This is a genomic window from uncultured Roseovarius sp., assembly GCF_963972555.1.
Lineage (GTDB): Bacteria > Pseudomonadota > Alphaproteobacteria > Rhodobacterales > Rhodobacteraceae > Roseovarius > Roseovarius mucosus.
Window position 1 is genome coordinate 68,929 of sequence record NZ_CAXAUM010000009.1, and the last position, 17,567, is coordinate 86,495.

General features: G+C 61.9%; 16 protein-coding genes and 1 tRNA gene. 12 read left to right on the forward strand and 5 right to left on the reverse strand.

Features of this window, described 5'->3' with window-relative positions; genetic code table 11:
• Positions 1-10: 10 nt before the first annotated feature.
• Together AACZ65_RS10685 and AACZ65_RS10690 are read left to right on the forward strand one after the other, a co-directional pair.
• A tRNA-Pro gene (locus AACZ65_RS10685) sits at positions 11-87 on the forward strand.
• Between the two features lie 504 nt (positions 88-591).
• Positions 592-4,269, forward strand: coding sequence for a vitamin B12-dependent ribonucleotide reductase (locus tag AACZ65_RS10690; RefSeq protein WP_339670664.1), 3,678 nt, complete (start codon positions 592-594; stop codon positions 4,267-4,269).
• A gap of 266 nt (positions 4,270-4,535) precedes the next feature.
• Here the strand turns inward: AACZ65_RS10690 and AACZ65_RS10695 are convergent, their stop codons facing one another.
• Together AACZ65_RS10695 and fsa are read right to left on the reverse strand one after the other, a co-directional pair.
• Positions 4,536-5,006 (reverse strand): copper chaperone PCu(A)C, encoded by a 471-nt coding sequence (locus AACZ65_RS10695; RefSeq protein WP_339670666.1) that lies wholly within the window; start codon positions 5,004-5,006, stop codon positions 4,536-4,538.
• A 95-nt stretch (positions 5,007-5,101) separates the two neighbouring features.
• Positions 5,102-5,755 carry a fructose-6-phosphate aldolase gene (gene fsa, locus AACZ65_RS10700; RefSeq protein ID WP_339670667.1) on the reverse strand — a complete coding sequence of 218 codons (654 nt, stop codon included), beginning with the start codon at positions 5,753-5,755 and terminating at the stop codon, positions 5,102-5,104.
• Between the two features lie 94 nt (positions 5,756-5,849).
• Here fsa and AACZ65_RS10705 point away from each other — a divergent pair, with 94 nt between their 5' ends.
• The 4 genes from AACZ65_RS10705 (at position 5,850) to AACZ65_RS10720 (ending at position 10,735) form a co-directional block, all read left to right on the forward strand.
• Complete coding sequence (locus tag AACZ65_RS10705; protein WP_339670668.1) at positions 5,850-8,051, forward strand: primosomal protein N'; 2,202 nt, start codon at positions 5,850-5,852, stop codon at positions 8,049-8,051.
• 102 nt (positions 8,052-8,153) lie between these two features.
• Positions 8,154-9,386 carry an MFS transporter gene (locus tag AACZ65_RS10710; RefSeq protein WP_339670670.1) on the forward strand — a complete coding sequence of 411 codons (1,233 nt, stop codon included), beginning with the start codon at positions 8,154-8,156 and terminating at the stop codon, positions 9,384-9,386.
• A 23-nt stretch (positions 9,387-9,409) separates the two neighbouring features.
• Positions 9,410-10,282, forward strand: a complete 873-nt coding sequence (locus tag AACZ65_RS10715; RefSeq protein WP_339670672.1) for a 50S ribosomal protein L11 methyltransferase — start codon at positions 9,410-9,412, stop codon at positions 10,280-10,282.
• A 108-nt stretch (positions 10,283-10,390) separates the two neighbouring features.
• Positions 10,391-10,735, forward strand: coding sequence for a hypothetical protein (locus AACZ65_RS10720; RefSeq protein ID WP_339670674.1), 345 nt, complete (start codon positions 10,391-10,393; stop codon positions 10,733-10,735).
• 78 nt (positions 10,736-10,813) lie between these two features.
• Here AACZ65_RS10720 and AACZ65_RS10725 read toward each other — a convergent pair whose 3' ends face one another.
• Positions 10,814-11,011, reverse strand: a complete 198-nt coding sequence (locus tag AACZ65_RS10725) for a DUF1127 domain-containing protein (RefSeq protein ID WP_339670676.1) — start codon at positions 11,009-11,011, stop codon at positions 10,814-10,816.
• 310 nt (positions 11,012-11,321) lie between these two features.
• On the opposite strand from AACZ65_RS10725, the gene ruvC reads away from it, so the two are divergent.
• The 6 genes from ruvC (at position 11,322) to AACZ65_RS10755 (ending at position 16,472) form a co-directional block, all read left to right on the forward strand.
• Positions 11,322-11,828, forward strand: a complete 507-nt coding sequence (gene ruvC, locus AACZ65_RS10730) for a crossover junction endodeoxyribonuclease RuvC (protein ID WP_339670678.1) — start codon at positions 11,322-11,324, stop codon at positions 11,826-11,828.
• Positions 11,825-12,490 (forward strand): Holliday junction branch migration protein RuvA, encoded by a 666-nt coding sequence (ruvA, locus tag AACZ65_RS10735; protein WP_339670680.1) that lies wholly within the window; start codon positions 11,825-11,827, stop codon positions 12,488-12,490. Before ruvC ends, ruvA begins: the two co-directional genes overlap by 4 nt.
• A gap of 3 nt (positions 12,491-12,493) precedes the next feature.
• Positions 12,494-13,522 carry a Holliday junction branch migration DNA helicase RuvB gene (ruvB, locus tag AACZ65_RS10740; RefSeq protein WP_339670682.1) on the forward strand — a complete coding sequence of 343 codons (1,029 nt, stop codon included), beginning with the start codon at positions 12,494-12,496 and terminating at the stop codon, positions 13,520-13,522.
• A gap of 80 nt (positions 13,523-13,602) precedes the next feature.
• Positions 13,603-14,274, forward strand: coding sequence for a hypothetical protein (locus AACZ65_RS10745; RefSeq protein ID WP_339670683.1), 672 nt, complete (start codon positions 13,603-13,605; stop codon positions 14,272-14,274).
• An 88-nt stretch (positions 14,275-14,362) separates the two neighbouring features.
• A complete protein-coding gene (locus AACZ65_RS10750) occupies positions 14,363-15,445 on the forward strand; it encodes a transporter substrate-binding domain-containing protein (protein WP_339670684.1) in 1,083 nt (360 codons plus the stop codon).
• Between the two features lie 4 nt (positions 15,446-15,449).
• Complete coding sequence (locus tag AACZ65_RS10755) at positions 15,450-16,472, forward strand: transporter substrate-binding domain-containing protein (RefSeq protein WP_339670685.1); 1,023 nt, start codon at positions 15,450-15,452, stop codon at positions 16,470-16,472.
• Between the two features lie 66 nt (positions 16,473-16,538).
• Here the strand turns inward: AACZ65_RS10755 and AACZ65_RS10760 are convergent, their stop codons facing one another.
• Together AACZ65_RS10760 and AACZ65_RS10765 are read right to left on the reverse strand one after the other, a co-directional pair.
• A complete protein-coding gene (locus tag AACZ65_RS10760; RefSeq protein ID WP_339670687.1) occupies positions 16,539-17,078 on the reverse strand; it encodes an adenine phosphoribosyltransferase in 540 nt (179 codons plus the stop codon).
• A 60-nt stretch (positions 17,079-17,138) separates the two neighbouring features.
• Entirely contained in the window at positions 17,139-17,519 is a 381-nt protein-coding gene (locus tag AACZ65_RS10765; protein WP_037270865.1) for a hypothetical protein, read from the reverse strand.
• Positions 17,520-17,567: the final 48 nt, after the last annotated feature.

The window sequence follows — 17,567 nt, forward strand, 5'->3', positions numbered from 1 at the left end:
GCGCACGGTCCGGGGCGTAGCGCAGTCTGGTAGCGCACCTGTTTTGGGAACAGGGGGTCGTAGGTTCGAATCCTATCGCCCCGACCATTTCACCCACACGCTTATGTCAGGTCCCCTCCGGGGTCTCTTTTCCAAGGCGCGCGCGCCGCATTTTGCGGCAGGCGCAAAGCGCACCAAACTTCAACCTCTGTGATAGCTATGCCCGGCAAATGCGCCGGAAATAACGGCTTCTTTACGGGGCTGGCTGTGGATGAATCACGTCCGCGATCGAGGGGGCGTGACCTGAGACTTAGTCAAACGTTTTTTCTGCCAAAATCCGAAAAGTTTTCGTTGACCGCCTATGGCAATATACGTCAGTTTGTGTGGGCGGGCAGCAAGGCCACAACATATAGTGGCTCGCCCCGGCAGGGACATGACACCGACACTCAGGACGACCAGACAGTGACCACTCCGCACGGCAGGGCCAGACGGCGTTTCGCAACGCCTGACAAGCGCCGTCCATGGGGAAAACGACAAACTCACATCAGGCCAAACGCCTGAAAATCACACTGGGCCAAAAGGCCAGAAAACGATTGCGATGGGGCAGAAGAGATGAAGATCGAAAGAAAATTCACCACCGCCGGACAAGACGCCTATGCAGCGCTCGAATTCGTGACCACGAGTTCCGAAATCCGTAACCCGGATGGCACGACGGTTTTCCGGCTGGATGACATCGAAGTGCCCCGCGGCTGGAGCCAGGTCGCAAGCGACGTGATCGCGCAGAAGTATTTCCGCAAGGCGGGCATCCCCAACCGGATCGAAAAGGTCAAGGAAGAGGGCGTGCCTGAGTTCCTGTGGCGCTCGGTGCCTGCGGCGGACAATGACGGCTTTGGTGGCGAGACGAGTGCCAAGCAGGTGTTTGACCGGCTGGCGGGCGCCTGGTGCTACTGGGGCTGGAAGGGCGGCTATTTCACCAAGGAATCGGACGCCCGCGCCTATTTCGACGAGATGCGCTATATGCTGGCGCGCCAGATGGCGGCGCCCAACAGCCCGCAGTGGTTCAACACCGGGCTGCACTGGGCCTATGGCATCGACGGTCCGAGCCAAGGGCATTACTACGTCGATTTCCAGACCGGCGAATTGACCAAATCCAGCTCGGCCTATGAGCATCCGCAGCCGCATGCCTGCTTTATCCAGTCGGTCAAGGATGATCTGGTGGGCGACGGCGGGATCATGGACCTCTGGGTGCGTGAGGCGCGTCTGTTCAAATACGGCTCTGGCACGGGCACCAATTTCAGCAGCCTGCGCGCCGAGGGTGAAAAGCTGTCGGGCGGTGGCAAGTCGTCTGGCCTCATGGGCTTCTTGAAAATTGGCGACCGTGCGGCTGGCGCGATCAAGTCGGGCGGCACCACGCGGCGCGCGGCCAAGATGGTGATCTGTGATGCCGATCACCCCGATATTCAGGAATTCATCAACTGGAAGGTCAAGGAAGAGCAGAAGGTTGCCAGCATCGTCGCAGGCTCGAAGATGCACGAGCAGAAGCTCAACCAGATCTTCGCCGCGATCCGGGCCTGGGATGGCAGTTCCGAGGATTCCGTCGATCCCAAGAAGAACGAGCAACTCAAGGCTGCCATTCGCAGTGCCAAGCAGGTGCAAATCCCCGAAACCTACGTCAAGCGGGTGTTGGACTATGCCAAGCAGGGCTATGAGAGCATCGAATTCCCGACCTATGATACGGATTGGGATTCGGAGGCTTATGCCAGCGTGTCGGGTCAGAATTCCAACAATTCGATCCGCGTTACTGATGCGTTTCTGAAGGCGGTCAAGGACGATGCCGATTGGGCGCTGATCAACCGCACCGATGGGTCGGTTGCCAAGACGATCAAGGCGCGTGATCTGTGGGAAGATGTGGGGCACGCGGCCTGGGCCTGCGCTGATCCGGGTATTCAGTATCACGACACGGTCAACGCGTGGCACACCTGCCCGGAAGATGGTGAGATCCGGGGGTCCAACCCCTGTTCGGAATATATGTTCCTGGATGATACGGCGTGCAACCTGGCCTCGATGAACCTCTTGAAGTTCTACGCGGATGGCAAGTTTGACGCAGATGCCTATATGCATGCGACGCGCCTCTGGACCGTGACGCTGGAAATCTCGGTGACGATGGCGCAGTTCCCGTCGAAGGAGATTGCGCAACTCAGCTATGAGTTCCGCACCCTGGGTCTGGGCTATGCCAATATCGGCGGTTTGCTGATGAACATGGGCTTTGGCTATGACAGCGACGAGGGCCGCGCGCTTTGCGGGGCGTTGACGGCGATCATGACCGGCGTGGCCTATGCCACAAGCGCCGAGATGGCCGGAGAGTTGGGGGCATTTGCGGGCTACAAGCGCAATGCCAAGCATATGCTGCGCGTGATCCGCAACCACCGCAATGCGGCTTATGGGGCCACCGAGGGGTATGAGGGGCTGGCCGTGAAACCGGTGCCGCTCGACCACAAGAATTGCCCCGATGCGCGGCTCGTTGATCTGGCGATGGCATCCTGGGATGAGGCGCTGAAGCTGGGCGAAAAGCACGGCTATCGCAATGCCCAGACTTCGGTCATCGCGCCGACGGGCACCATCGGTCTGGTGATGGATTGCGACACCACCGGGATCGAGCCCGATTTTGCGCTGGTCAAGTTCAAGAAGCTGGCAGGCGGCGGTTATTTCAAGATCATCAACCAGTCGGTTCCGGCCGCCTTGGAAAAGCTGGGCTATGGTTCGGCGCAGATCGAGGAAATCGTGAGCTACGCTGTGGGTCACGGCTCCATTGGCAATGCGCCGGGGATCAACCACACCTCGCTAATCGGTCACGGATTTGGACCCAATGAGCTGACCAAGGTGGATGCGGCCCTGGGTTCGGCGTTTGATATCCGGTTCGTGTTCAACCAGTGGACGCTGGGCGCGGAGTTCTGCACCAATGTTCTGGGTATTCCGGCGGAAAAGCTGAACGATCCGACCTTCGATATCCTGACGCATCTGGGTTATTCCAAGCGTGATATCGAATTGGCCAACGACCATGTGTGCGGTACCATGACGCTGGAAGGCGCGCCGCATCTCAAGGTGGAGCATTACAAGGTCTTTGATTGCGCCAATCCCTGCGGCAAGAAGGGCAAGCGCTATCTTGGGGTCGAGAGCCATATCACCATGATGGCGGCGGCACAGTCGTTCATCTCAGGCGCGATTTCCAAGACCATCAACATGGCCAATGACGCCACCATCGAGGATTGCCAGAAGGCCTATGAGCTGTCGTGGTCGCTGGGCGTCAAAGCCAACGCGCTCTACCGTGATGGATCGAAGCTGAGCCAGCCGCTTGCGGCAAGTCTGGTCGAGGATGATGACGAGGCCGCCGACATTCTGGAATCCGGCACACCGCAGCAAAAGGCGCAGGTGCTGGCCGAGAAGATCGTCGAAAAGGTGATCATCAAGGAAATCCAGAAATCGCATCGCGAAAAGCTGCCGGAGCGGCGCAAGGGCTATACGCAGAAGGCGATTGTCGGCGGTCACAAGGTGTATTTGCGCACCGGTGAGTACGAGGATGGCAAGCTGGGTGAAATCTTCATCGACATGCACAAAGAGGGCGCTGGCTTTCGTGCGATGATGAACAATTTCGCCATCGCGGTGTCGGTTGGCCTGCAATATGGCGTGCCGCTGGAAGAATTCGTCGATGCCTTTACCTTTACCAAGTTCGAACCGGCGGGCATGGTGCAGGGCAATGACAGCATCAAGAATGCGACCTCGATCCTTGACTATATCTTCCGCGAACTGGCGGTGAGCTATCTGGATCGCACCGATCTGGCGCATGTCAAACCCTCGGGGGCCAGCTTTGACGATCTGGGGCGCGGCGAGGAAGAGGGCGTGCGCAATGTTTCGGAAATGAGCGAGGCAGCCGCCAACCGCTCGCTGGAGGTGCTCAAGCAGATCAGTTCAACCGGCTATCTGCGCAAGCGTCTGCCGCAAGAGTTGGTGGTGTTCCAAGGCGGACAGGCCATGGCGCGCGCCGCAGGCGATGGCATGGATGCGATGAGCATGCTGGCCACGCTGGTGCCTGAAACGGCCAGTGCGACGATGTCGACCATGACCACGACTACGGCGGTCGCCTCTGGCTCGGTCAGCATGGATGCCCGCACCAAGGCGCGGCTTCAGGGCTACGAGGGCGAGGCCTGTGGCGAATGCGGCAACTACACGCTGGTGCGCAACGGCACCTGCATGAAGTGCAACACCTGTGGCTCTACGAGCGGGTGTAGCTGAGGAAATTGAGACACGGGGCGGGTGCGCTCGCCCCGGACGCGGATTGGAAGCAGGCAACAACCACAGTCGGGCAGTGAATGACACCCGATCCGCGAGACTCGAGGGGGCCTAGTGCCCCCTCTTTTTCGTCTGGGGCGTGTCGCGCCCAATCAAAACCGTCCCGGGCTTGACCCGGGACCTCGCCGACGCAGATCAAAGGCCCCGGCTCGGGGCCGGGGCGACAGAAGCCTGATCGGAGGAAAAATGCTGGTGCCCAACAGGGGGGGTCAGTGACCCATCTTGGAATGGTCCGCCCCATCCGCCGGGTCGATCATGAACTCGACCGCAATCGGCCCCGCAGGCTCGAAATGGAAGGTGGCGGGCACCATATCCCCTGCCTTGAGCGGGCCGGTCAGGCCCATCAGCATCACATGCAGCCCGCCCGGTTCCAGAACCACGGTCTCGCCTGCCGGGATCCCGATCCCTGCAACCGGCTGCATCCGGGCGACACCGTCGCTGCCATGCTCGGTGTTGTGCAGGGTGATCTTTTTCGCCGCGGCGCTCTCGATGCCGATCAGGCGAATCGCGGTGGCCCCCTCATTGCTGATGGCCATATAGGCGGCGGCTGATCTGGCCCCGGCGAAGGGCTCGTTGATATGGGGATGGATGACTTCGATCGTGTCATTCTTGACGCTATGGGCTTGGGCCATCCCGCAGAGAGTGAGCGTGCCAAGAAGGGCAAGGGCAAACCGTTTCATGAAATCCTCGTTTGTCTATAATGCGTTGCGGCCATCCGCATGCGCGACCATGAAAAAGGGGCACCCGAGAGTGCCCCTGATCTGCGCCAGGCTGGTCAGAGAATTTTCTGACCGGTCTTTTCCCAATCGGCCATAAAGGTCTTGAGCCCCTGATCGGTCAGCGGATGCTCGGCCATTTTCTTGATCACGGCGGGGGGGGCGGTCATCACGTCAGCGCCAATATGGGCGGCCTGAAAGGCATGGTTGACGGTGCGGATCGAGGCCGCGAGGATCTGGGTCTCGAACCCGTAATTGTCATAGATCGTGCGGATGTCGGCGATCAGTTCCATTCCGTCGAGGTTGATGTCATCCAGCCGCCCGATGAAGGGGGAAATGAACGTGGCCCCGGCCTTGGCCGCCAAGAGCGCCTGATTGGCGGAAAAGCAGAGCGTCACGTTGACCATGTGACCCTCGCCCGAGAGCACCTTGCAGGCCTTGAGGCCGTCCCAGGTGAGCGGTACTTTGACCGCGATATTGCCCGCGATGGCGGCGAGTTTGCGCCCCTCGGCAATCATCTCGTCGGCGGTGAGGGCTACGACCTCGGCGCTGACCGGGCCGTCAACCATTTCGGCGATCTCGCGTGTGACTTCGAGAATGTCGCGGCCTGACTTCAGGATGAGCGAGGGGTTGGTGGTGACGCCGTCCACCATGCCAAGATCATTGAGTTCGGCAATCTGATCGGTTTCGGCGGTATCGACAAAGAATTTCATGGGGTGGCCCTCTGTGGCGGGTTGGGTTTGCTTGGCGAAGCGTTTACCTCATGGGGACGTCCGCCGAAACCCCTCTTGCAACAGGAGCCGTCCGTTGACCCAAGCCTTGCCCGACTTTTACGACGAGGGGGCGTTGGTGGCCGTGCTGACGACGCAGCCTTTGGACGGGCCGCTGGATTATCTGGCCCCCGAGGGCGGGGTCATGGCCGGTGCCTTTGTCGAGGTGCCGTTGGGGCCGCGCCGGGTGCTGGGTGTGGTCTGGGGGCCGGGGCGCGGCGGATTTGACCTCAAGAAGGCGCGCAGCATCGGGCGGGTGCTCGACGTGGCGCCGATGCGCGGTGAGATGCAGGAATTTTTGCGCCGGGCGGGGGATTATACACTGACACCGCTGCCCGCGATGCTGCGGCTGGCGACGCGTGCGCCGGGGCTGAGCGACCCGCCCTCGATGCAGAAGATTTACCGTCTGGGCGAGGGCGAGCCTACGCGCCTGACCGATGCGCGGGCGCGGGTGCTGGAGGTGCTGCGCGATCATGGCGGTTTGGGCTTCACGCTCAGGGAAGTGAGCGATCTGGCGGGGGTGACATCCTCTGTGGTCAAGGGGTTGGTGGCGCAGGGCGCCGTGCTGGAAGAGGACACGCCACGCGATACGCCCTTTGCCCGGCTTGATCCCGACCTGCCCGCCAAGGCGCTGACCGAGGATCAGGCGGTGGCGGCAGAGCAACTGCGCGCGGGGTTGCGAGCGGGGGGATATGGCACGACCCTGCTGCGCGGTGTGACCGGATCAGGCAAGACGGAAGTGTATCTGGAGGCCGTGGCCGAGGCGCTGCGCCAAGGGGGGCAGGCGCTTGTCCTCTTGCCTGAAATTGCGCTGACGGCCGAGTTTCTGATGCGGGTCGAGGCGCGGTTTGGCGCGCGCCCGGCGGAGTGGCATTCCGGTGTCACCATGACCGAGCGGCGGCGGGTTTGGAAAATGGTCGGGCAGGGGGGAGCGCAAATGGTGGTAGGCGCGCGGTCCGCGCTGTTTCTGCCGTTTCAGAATTTGCGGTTAATCGTGGTCGATGAGGAACACGACACCTCCTATAAACAAGAGGATGGCGCGCTCTATCATGCGCGCGATATGGCGGTGCTGCGGGCAAGCCTGTGTGGGGCGCGGGTGGTGCTGGCCTCGGCCACGCCAAGCCTTGAGAGCTGGGTCAATGCCGAAGCGGGGAAATACGAGCGGCTGGATCTGGATGCGCGGTTCGGCGTGGCGGTAATGCCGGAGTTGGCGGCCATCGACATGCGGGCTGAAACATTGCCGTCGAACCGCTGGATTTCGCCCAGCTTGCAGTCGGCGGTGAATGCGCGGGTGGCGGCGGGGGAACAGGCGCTCTTGTTCCTCAACCGGCGCGGCTATGCGCCGACCACCATTTGCCGCGCCTGTGGGCATCAGATCGGATGCCCACAGTGCGATGCGCGGATGGTCGAGCATCGGTTTCAAAAACGGTTGATGTGCCACCAATGCGGCGAGAGCGCCGCCATGCCCGAGGCCTGCCCGTCCTGCGGTGTGGCAGGCAAGCTTGCGGCGGTCGGGCCGGGGGTGGAGCGGCTGGCGGAAGAGGCGGCGGCGCTTTTCCCGCAGGCGCGGATCGCGGTGCTGTCGTCGGATTTGTTCGGGTCTGCGCGCGCGTTGAAAGAGCAGATTGTCGAGATTGCCCAAGGGGCGGCGGACATCATCATCGGCACGCAACTGGTTGCAAAAGGGCATAATTTTCCGCTGCTTACCTTGGTGGGGGTGATTGATGCCGATCTGGGCTTGCAAGGGTCTGACCTGCGCGCCGCCGAACGCACATTTCAATTGATGCGGCAGGTGGCGGGGCGCGCCGGGCGGGCCGAACGCGCCGGGCGCGCCCTTTTGCAGACGTTTCAGCCAGAGCATCCCGTCATCCGCGCCATTCTGGCCGGGGACGAGGAGGGATTCTGGCGCGCCGAGGCCGAGGGCCGCAGGCAGGCGGGCGTGCCCCCCTTTGGGCGGATGGCGGGAATCATCCTCAGCTCGCCCGACATGCAGGCGGTGTTCGATCTGGGCGAGACCCTTGCACGGCGCGATGGGCCCATTCGGGCGGTGGGGGCGCAGGTCTTTGGCCCAGCCCCGGCACCGATCGCCCGTATCCGGGGGCGGCACCGGGTGCGGCTGCTGGTCAAGGCCCCCAAGGGCGCGGCGTTGCAGGCGGCGGTATCCGAGTGGATCGCGCAGGTGCGGTTGCCCGCGCAAATGCGCCTGACGGTCGATATTGATCCGCAGAGTTTTTACTGACGCTTTCTTGAAAAGAAAACGGGTTGAAATCTTTTCAAGATTTCGATTGGACCAATAGCGCAGCCTCTCGCCAAGGCGGCGACTTGGGCGTAAAGGGAAAATATGAAACCGCAATTTCCCCTGGGCAGAGCGCAAGAGCTGCCATTCTGGCGACGACCTGTTACGCTGCTGTTCCTGATGGCCGCCGCGATGCCGGTGGCCTTTGCCACATGGTCGGCGCTGCTCAATAACTTTGTGATCGAGGTGGCGGGGTTCAACGGCTCTGACATCGGCTGGTTGCATACGGTGCGGGAAATTCCGGGGTTCCTGGCCATCGGGGTGATCGCGTTGATCATGTTCATGCATGAGCAGGTTTTGGCGTTGGTCGCCTTGCTGCTCTTGGGGGTGGCGACTGCGATCACGGCGCATTTCCCGACACTGGGCGGGATCCTCACGATCACCATGCTCAGTTCCATCGGGTTTCACTATTTCGAGACAGTGAACCAATCGCTGCAATTGCAATGGCTGGACAAGTTGCGCGCGCCGCAGATGCTGGGCTGGTTGATGGCGGGCGGGTCGGCGGCGACGCTGGTGGCCTATGTGCTGATCGTGTTGACCTGGCAGGCGTTCGATCTGAGTTACAATTTCGTCTATCTCGTGTCGGGCGGCTTTACTGCATTGGTCGCGGTGTTCTGCCTGATCGCCTATCCCCGGTTCGAGGCCCCCAATCCGCAGCTCAAGAAGATGGTGCTGCGGCGGCGCTATTGGCTCTATTATGCTCTGCAATTCATGGCCGGGGCGCGGCGGCAGATCTTCATTGTCTTTGCTGGCTTCATGATGGTCGAGAAATTCGGCTTTGAAGTGCATGAGGTAACGGCGCTCTTTCTCATCAACCTCGTGGTCAACATGATTTTCGCGCCCCTGATGGGCAAGGCGGTGTTTCATTTTGGCGAGCGGCGCACGCTGCTCTTTGAATACGCCGGGTTGGCGATCGTGTTTCTGGCCTATGGCGGCATCTACTTCTTTGGCTGGGGCGTGGTGCTGGCGGCGACACTCTATGTGATCGACCACATCCTGTTTTCGCTGGCTCTGGCGCTCAAGACCTATTTCCAGAAGATCGCCGATCCCGGTGATATTGCGCCCACTGCGGCGGTGGCCTTTACCATCAACCATATCGCGGCGGTGTTCCTGCCGGCGGCCTTGGGCTATCTGTGGCTGGTGTCGCCTGCGGCGGTGTTCGTGGGGGCAGCGGGGATGGCCGTGGTCTCGTTCTCGCTTGCGCTGCTGATCCCGCGCCACCCCGAACCGGGCAACGAGACAGTGTTGTCGCGCTTTGTCGCCGCCCCTGCCGAGTGATTTATCCCCGAGAAGGACCATCAATGCCGACCTATACCGCCCTCACCACCCTTCCTGAAAAGGCCAACGCCGAAGCGATGGCCGAGGCGCTGGAGCATCTGGAACCGGAGCCGACCGGTATCGGATCATTCGAAATGGAGGATGGCTCGGGCCTGTGGGAAATCGGTGCCTATTTCGAGGAGGCCCCAGACGAGGTGGCGCTGGCGCTTTTGGCTAAGGTGCACGGGGCCAAGCCCTTTGTCATTTCTGAATTACCCGAGGTGGATTGGGTGGCCAAGGTGCGGCGTGACCTCACGCCCGTGGTGGCGGGGCGGTTCTTTGTCTATGGCAGCCATGATGCCGACAAGGTGCCCGAGGATTGCGAGCCGCTGTTGATCGAGGCGGCGATGGCCTTTGGCACCGGGCACCACGGCACGACGCAGGGCTGTCTCAAGGCGCTGGACCGGCTGGCCAACGCGGGCTTTGTCGGGCAGTCGGTGCTCGATCTGGGGTGCGGCACGGCAGTTTTGGCAATGGCCGCGGCGCGGATCTGGCCGGGCGTCATGCTGGCCAGTGATATTGACGCGGTGGCGGTCGAAGTGGCGAGCGCCAATGTGACGGCCAATGCGCTCGAGGGGCGGGTGGAGTGCATCGAGGCCGAAGGGCTGGAGCATCCCCGCCTGAGTGCGGCGGTGCCCTATGATCTGGTGTTTGCGAATATCCTGAAAGGCCCGCTGATTGCTCTTGCCCCTGGGATCACGGCGGCGCTGATGCCGGGAGGCAAGGTGATTCTCTCGGGTATTCTGAACGAGCAGGCAGATGAGGTGCGCGACGTTTATTGCGCGCTTGGAAACAGTGTAGAGTGCCGCGAAGAGATTGGTGACTGGACCACCCTGACCCTATCTAAAAGTCTATAAAAATGCGTCAGGATTGGGGCTGATCCGGAGCGCTGCCTTGGTTCTGCCACATTTCGGACGTACCTTCTCCTTATCGCGGTGGGGGTCGTGATAACGGGATGTCTCGATATGAGTGAAGCATTTCAAGGGTTCGACTCGCGCCTCAAGGCGATTGGCCGCAAGCGCACTCGATTGGCTCAGGGCTATGTCAGCAAAGTCGGTAAGGATGGGCTGATCATTTTTCGGCCCAAGCGCCGTAAGAGCGGACTTCCTCTGCGTGGGCTTCTGTATCTCGTGCTGGGCTTTACCTTTTTCAAGGCTGTGATCATCGCGCATCTGGGCGCGCCGCTCTATGCGGATCGGTTGGCGCAATTGGCGCAGGGCAGCATTGTCGAACAGGCAGGGGCCGTGGTGATGCAATCCGATCCGGTCAGCCAGATGCTCTCGGCCTATCTGCGCCCGATCTTGCGCTGAGCGCCAAGTCTTCTACGCATGAAAAAACCCGCGCGGTGCATACCGGCGCGGGTTTATTGCTTGAAGCTCATGGCGAGATCAGATCTGGCGTGCGACCAGATCAATGTCACCACGGCTGAGGCCGATATCGTCAAGTTCGCGGTCCGAAAGACGCGACAGGGCGGCGCGGGTGGCGCGACGCTCGTTCCAAGCGGCGAGAACCGAGAAAGCGCGGGCAAAGAGTGCGCCGAAACCGGCGTGAGAAGCGTGAGAGCGGGTGCTGTCGAGAGCGGCCATGATTTTATTCCTATTGAATGAGGGGACAGAGCGTGTCTGTTTCTGAGCCGCAGGTAATCCGCACCTGTCGTTCTCGCAAGGCGAGTTTATTGCATAGTTCTTATGCGTTTTATGCATGGGTATAACAAGGCTTAAGCACGTTGTTTTAAAACGATTTTAGAATTTCTAGTGATCGCGTGCCAAGCTTATGCGCGACATTTCTGCAACGCAGCGATGGGAAAACGGGCAGTTTGTGAACGCGCATTCTGCTTGGTGCTTGTTCTCGTTTCGTGCTATTGCTGAAAAAAATCAAAACGAGCAGGGCAGCGAGATGCGGGTATTGGGGATTGATCCGGGGTTGCGCAACCTCGGCTGGGGCGTGATCGATGTCGAGGGCAGCCGACTGAGCCATGTGGCCAACGGCATCTGTCATTCAAGTGGTCCGGACCTCGCGGCGCGGCTCTTGTCGCTCTATGAGCAACTCACCGATATTCTGCACCGGTTCGACCCGCAGGCGGCGGCGGTCGAGCAGACCTTTGTCAACAAGGACGGGGCGGGCACGCTGAAACTGGGGCAGGCGCGGGGCATTGCCCTGCTGGTGCCCGCGCAATACGGGCTGAGCGTGGGGGAATATTCGCCCAACACGGTCAAGAAAACGGTGGTGGGCGTGGGCCATGCCGCCAAGGAACAGGTGGCGCATATGGTCAAGGTGCAGTTGCCGGGCGTGGTTCTGGCCGGGCCGGATGCGGCGGATGCGCTGGCGATTGCGATTTGCCACGCGCATCACGCGCGCTCGGGCGATGTGCTGGCGCGTGCAGTGGCGAGGGCCAGCGCATGATCGGGCGCGTCGCCGGGCGGATTGATTATCGCGGCACGGATCATGTGCTGATCGACGTGCGCGGGGTGGGCTATCTCGTTTATTGTTCAGAGCGGACGCTTTCGGCGCTGCCGGGCGTGGGGGGGATGGCCGCGCTCTACACGGATTTGCTGGTGCGCGAGGATCTCTTGCAGCTTTTCGGCTTTCCCACGCTGGTGGAAAAGGAATGGCACCGCCTGCTGATGAGCGTGCAGGGGGTAGGGGCCAAGGCGTCGTTGGCCATTCTGGGGGCGCTTGGGCCAGAGGGCGTGGGGCGCGCGATCGCGATTGGAGATTGGCATTCGGTCACGGCGGCCAAGGGGATCGGGGCCAAGACCGCGCAGCGCGTGGTCAACGAGTTGAAAGACAAGGTGCCGATGGTGATGGCGATGGGGGCGGCATCGCCTGCCGCTCCGCCTGCGCCGGATGCAGGCGAGGTGATTGAAAGCGCAGCGGTGGTCACACCCACCCCCGTTCCGCCCAGTCCCGGCGCACAGGCCGAAGCCCTTTCGGCGCTGACCAATCTGGGATATTCCCCCGGCGAGGCGGCGGGCGCGGTTGCGCAGGTGGCGGGCGAGATGCCCGAGGGCACAACCTCCGATCTGATCCGCGCCGCGCTGCGGCGGCTGGCGCCGAAAGGGTAGAGCATGGCTGAACCGGACCCGACATTGCGCGGCGCGGCCTTGCCCGAGGATCAGGACCGTAGCCTGCGACCACAGGCGCTGTCCGAATTCATCGGGCAGCGCGAGGCGCGGGCCAATCTGGCGGTATTCATCCAGTCCGCCCGGCAGCGCGGGGATGCGATGGATCACACGCTCTTTCACGGCCCCCCCGGTCTGGGCAAGACCACGCTGGCGCAGATCATGGCGCGCGAATTGGGGGTGGGGTTTCGCATGACCTCTGGTCCCGTGCTGGCCAAGGCCGGGGATCTCGCGGCGATCCTCACCAATCTCGAGCGCAATGATGTGCTCTTCATCGACGAAATCCATCGCCTTAACCCGGCGGTAGAAGAGGTGCTCTATCCTGCGATGGAGGATTTCGAGCTGGATCTGGTGATCGGCGAAGGGCCCGCAGCGCGCACCGTGCGGATCGAGTTGCAGCCCTTCACGCTGGTGGGGGCGACGACGCGGCTAGGCCTGCTTACGACCCCTCTGCGCGACCGGTTCGGTATTCCGACGCGGCTGCAATTCTACGAGATTGATGAGTTGCACGAAATCGTGACGCGCAACGCAAAGCTCTTGAACATTCCCACCGACACCGACGGCGCACGCGAGATTGCCCGCCGTGCGCGCGGTACCCCGCGTATCGCCGGGCGTTTGCTGCGCCGGGTGGTGGATTTCGCCGTGGTTGAGGGCGGCGGCAAGATCAGCCGCGCGCTGGCAGACAGTTCGCTGACCCGGCTTGGCGTGGATCATCTGGGGCTTGATGGCGCCGACCGGCGCTATCTGCGCCTGATTGCCGAGGCTTATCAGGGCGGGCCGGTGGGAATCGAGACCATCAGTGCGGCGCTGAGTGAGAGCCGCGATGCGCTGGAAGAGGTGATCGAGCCGTTTCTCCTGCAACAGGGCCTCATCCAACGCACGCCGCGTGGACGGATGTTGGCGCAGGGCGGTTGGGCGCATCTGGGGTTGGCCGCACCGGGGCCAAAGGGGCAGAGTGATCTTTTCGGCAAGTGACGCGTCGCGGGCAGGCGTTGAAGGTGAGTATTTTCACCAAGAAGAAGGACGGGTTTGCGAGAAGCAACTTGGCTTGATACATGGGCGCAAAAATCGGAGACCTGCCCATGACCGACACCCTGACCTCTGACGAGATTGCGGCGCTGTTTACCCGTGCGGACGGCGAATTTCTCTTTGCCCGCTGGGGGCGGCCCATTGTGCCGGTGGTGTTCGGCACGGATGACGCGACGTTGAGCGTGGTCAAGGGCGCGGTCGAGGCGGTTGTGGCCTTGGCCGGGCATCAGATGGCCGAGACCGACCCGGAACTGGGCGCGAACCTCATGCTCTTTTTCTTTTGCGACTGGAAGGAGTTGCCGGAGGTGCCGGGGCTGGATCGTCTGATCCCCGATCTCGGCCCGCTGGTGGCGCGGCTGGAGGCGGCGGAGGCCAATCAGTACCGGATCTTCCGATTTGATCCGGCGGGGGCCATTCGGGCGTGCTTCGTGTTCCTGCGGATGGACGCGCATCTGAGTGCGGTGCCCGCCGAAACATTGGCGCTGAGTCAGATCGTGCAAAGCATGCTTTTGTGGTCGGACCGGGCGTTTCAGGACCGCTCGGCGCTGGCGGTGCTGCCGGGGGGCGGTGTTGTGCTGCGGCCCGAGATCGGGGCGCTGATCCGGGCGAGCTATGACCCTGTGTTGCCGCCGGTCAGCCAAGATGCGAGCCACGCGCTGCGACTGGCGGCTCGGATTGGGTCGGGCGGCGCGCACTGAGCCTCCAAAGCGGTATGGCGAGGCGGAAACGGCTTGACCGAATCTGCCGGATTGGCCTTAGTGCCCTCATTATCTGGGGGATTGTATTATGAAGAGCGCTATTTGTGGGGTTGTGTTGCTGCTGGCCGGGGTATTCGCCGGGCAAGCCCAAGCGCAGGGGTGTGGCGGCAGCTACGTCGTACAGCGCGGTGACAGTCTCTCGCTGATTGCGGATAGCCAATACAAGGATGCTGGAAAGTGGACTGCCATCCACTCTGCCAACATGGATCAGATTGGCCAAGATCCAAACAATATCCGGGCGGGTATGCGGCTGCGGCTGCGCTGTATCGACGGTTCGCCCACCGGGCTGGACGGGGGAACCGTGGCCCCAGAGGCGACGCTTGCCGCCGCCGCGCCCTTGGTTGTGGCCCCCGGCAACGCCGCGACCCGGCGCAAGATCAACATTCTGACGGGCGGCGATTTCTGGCCGTTCACGGATAAGGCGATGCCGAATGGCGGGATGCTTGCGGAGGTGGTGCAAGCCGCGATGGAGGCGGCCGCTCCCGAGCAGGGGTTTGCCATTCACTGGGTCGATGACTGGGCAGCGCATCACGAACCACTCTTGTCCAATGCGCTGCTGGATATCGGGTTTCCGTGGTTCAAGCCAGATTGCGAGAGTGATCCCGAGACCTATCGCTGTGCGAACCTGCTGTTTTCAGAGTCAATGTTCGAAGTGCTGATGCTGCTCTTTGTCGACAAGACGCGACCCATGGCCTTTACCTCTGACGCCGATATTCAGGGCAAGACCCTGTGCCGACCGGCCGGGTATTCGACCTACATCTTCGACCAGCATGGACGTAACTGGCTCAAGAACGGGGTTATCACCCTCAAGACGCCCACATCGCCCGGCGATTGCCTGCGGCTGTTGGTGGAGGGAGAAGTTGATGGCGTTGTCCTGAACGAGTTTCTGGGGCGGGGCAAGATCAAGGAACTTGGGCTTGAAGACCGTGTGGTCGTCGCCCAGGGGCAGCCGATCTCGGTCGATGGCAATCACATGGTCGTTCACAAATCGCATCCCGATGGGCCGGCATTGTTGGCCGTTTTCGAGAAAGGCCTCGCGGAGATACGTGCAAATGGCACTTATCAGAAAATCATCGACGCGCATATGAGCCGCGTCTGGGCGGGGTTCTGAGGCGATGCGGAGAAGCCTCACGGTTGCACTGTTCGCAGCGGGCTTGCTTTTGCCGGGGGGCGCGCAGGCGCTGTGCGATGTGACCTACCGGGTTCAGCCCGGAGATACGCTCGCCTCGATTGCCCAGACGCATTACGAGGATGCCGAGCAATGGACCCTGATCTATTACGCCAATCAGGCGACACTGGCGGGACAGGTTCAGTCGCTGGTCTCCGGGCGCGACATCTATATTCCCTGTCCTGCGGAGAACCCCGAGCCGGATGCCACACCGCTGCGGCAAAGCGGGGCGGAACTGACCCTGCTCACCGCCGGGGGGGACGTGCCCTTTGCCGATCAGGATTGGCCGGGCGGCGGCATGGTCACCGAGTTGGTCAATGCCGCGCTGGAGCTGAGCCCATCACCGGTGCCCTATGAAATCGTGTGGGAGCCGGATCGCAGCCAGCATCTGGGCCCGCTCTTGGGGCAAAAGCGCTATGATATGGGCTTTCCCTGGATCAAGCCGGATTGCAGCCTGACGCCGGAAGACGACCTCTGCACCGCGTTTCACTTTTCCGAGGCCTTGATGGATTTGCCGGTAATGCTGTTCCGGCGCGCTGACAGCGATTTTCGCTACACCGAGGATGCGGATATTCTGGGCAAGCGGCTCTGTCGTCCGGCGGGGCGTTTTACCCATGATCTCGATCGGGCCGACCGGCGTTGGCTGGCAGAGGGCAAGATCAGCCTGAACCAGCCCGGCAGCCCGGAGGAATGCTTTGCGCTTTTGATGGCGGGGGCGGTGGATGCGGTCAGTCTGGATGTCTTTGAGGGCGCGGCCAAGATCGTGGCCATGGGGCTGCGCGGTCAGGTGGTGCCCGTCGATCAGCCGCTGTCGCGCGAGGCGCTCCATGCGGTGATTTCCAAGACGCATTGGCGCGGCACGACGCATCTTTACCGGCTGAATGCGGGACTCGCCAAATTGCACGAGAGCGGGCGCTATGGCGAAATCGTCCAGCGGCATCTGGCGCTCTTTTGGGAGGCGCTGAAATAGCCGGACGCGGCCTGTTTCGTGGCAGGCGTTGTCATTTGAGTATTTGAAGAACGATGAAAGGGGCGCTCAGAGCCCCTCAAAAGCGCAGAGCGTGTGGACGTCCATGCCCATGTCGATCAGCCGCTTGTGCCCGCCCAGGTCGGGCAGATCGACGACAAAGGCGCAGCCGGTGATGTTCCCGCCCAGCCGTTCGAGGAGCCGAATCCCCGCCGCCGCCGTGCCGCCTGTGGCCAGAAGGTCATCAACCAGAAGCACGCGTTCGCCGGGCTGAATGGCGTCATCATGGATTTCAACCACCGCCTCGCCATATTCGAGCTGATACTCCTCCGAGATCACCGCGCCGGGCAGCTTGCCTTTTTTGCGGATCGGCACAAAGCCCACGGATAGCTGGTGCGCGATGGCACCGCCAAGGATGAAGCCACGCGCCTCGAGCCCCGCCACCTTGTCGATGGGCTGGCCTGCATAGGGGTGCAGCATCTGGTCGATGGCCATGCGAAAGCCGCGCGGATCGGCAAAGAGCGTGGTCACATCGCGAAAGAGGATCCCCTCATGCGGGAAATCGACGATGGTGCGGATATAGTCCTGAACGGTCTTGAGGGGGGGCATGGCGTGGCTCCGGTTGGCTGCGGCAGGGTTGTGGCGCAGGGCGCGCGCAGGCGCAAGCGCTCAGTGCGTGGTGCGATACTGGGCAATGACCTCGGTCAGGGCGCTGATCGCCCAGAGGGTGAGGCCAAAAACCACGATGCAGAGAAGGAAATTGAGCGCCGATTGGGCAAGCCGACCAAACCGCCCCGCCGGATTGCCGAGAAAGGCGATCTCGGGCCGCAAGAGAAAGCGCGACGCGATATAGCCAAAGAGCAGCGCAGAGAGACCCCAGTAGGTGACGAGAATGATCGGCTGGTCATTGGTGCGTGCCAGATAACTGGCAAAGCCCACCACCAGAACCCAGCGGATGACCTGAAATATCTCATCGGTCAGCGCCTCAAAGCGGCGGCCCATGGCATAGCGCCAGTTTTGATCCGCGAGTTTGTCGATAAGATGCGTCATGCCCTTTTATTGGGCGTGGCGCGGGCAGGCGTCCAGTGGTGTCACAGG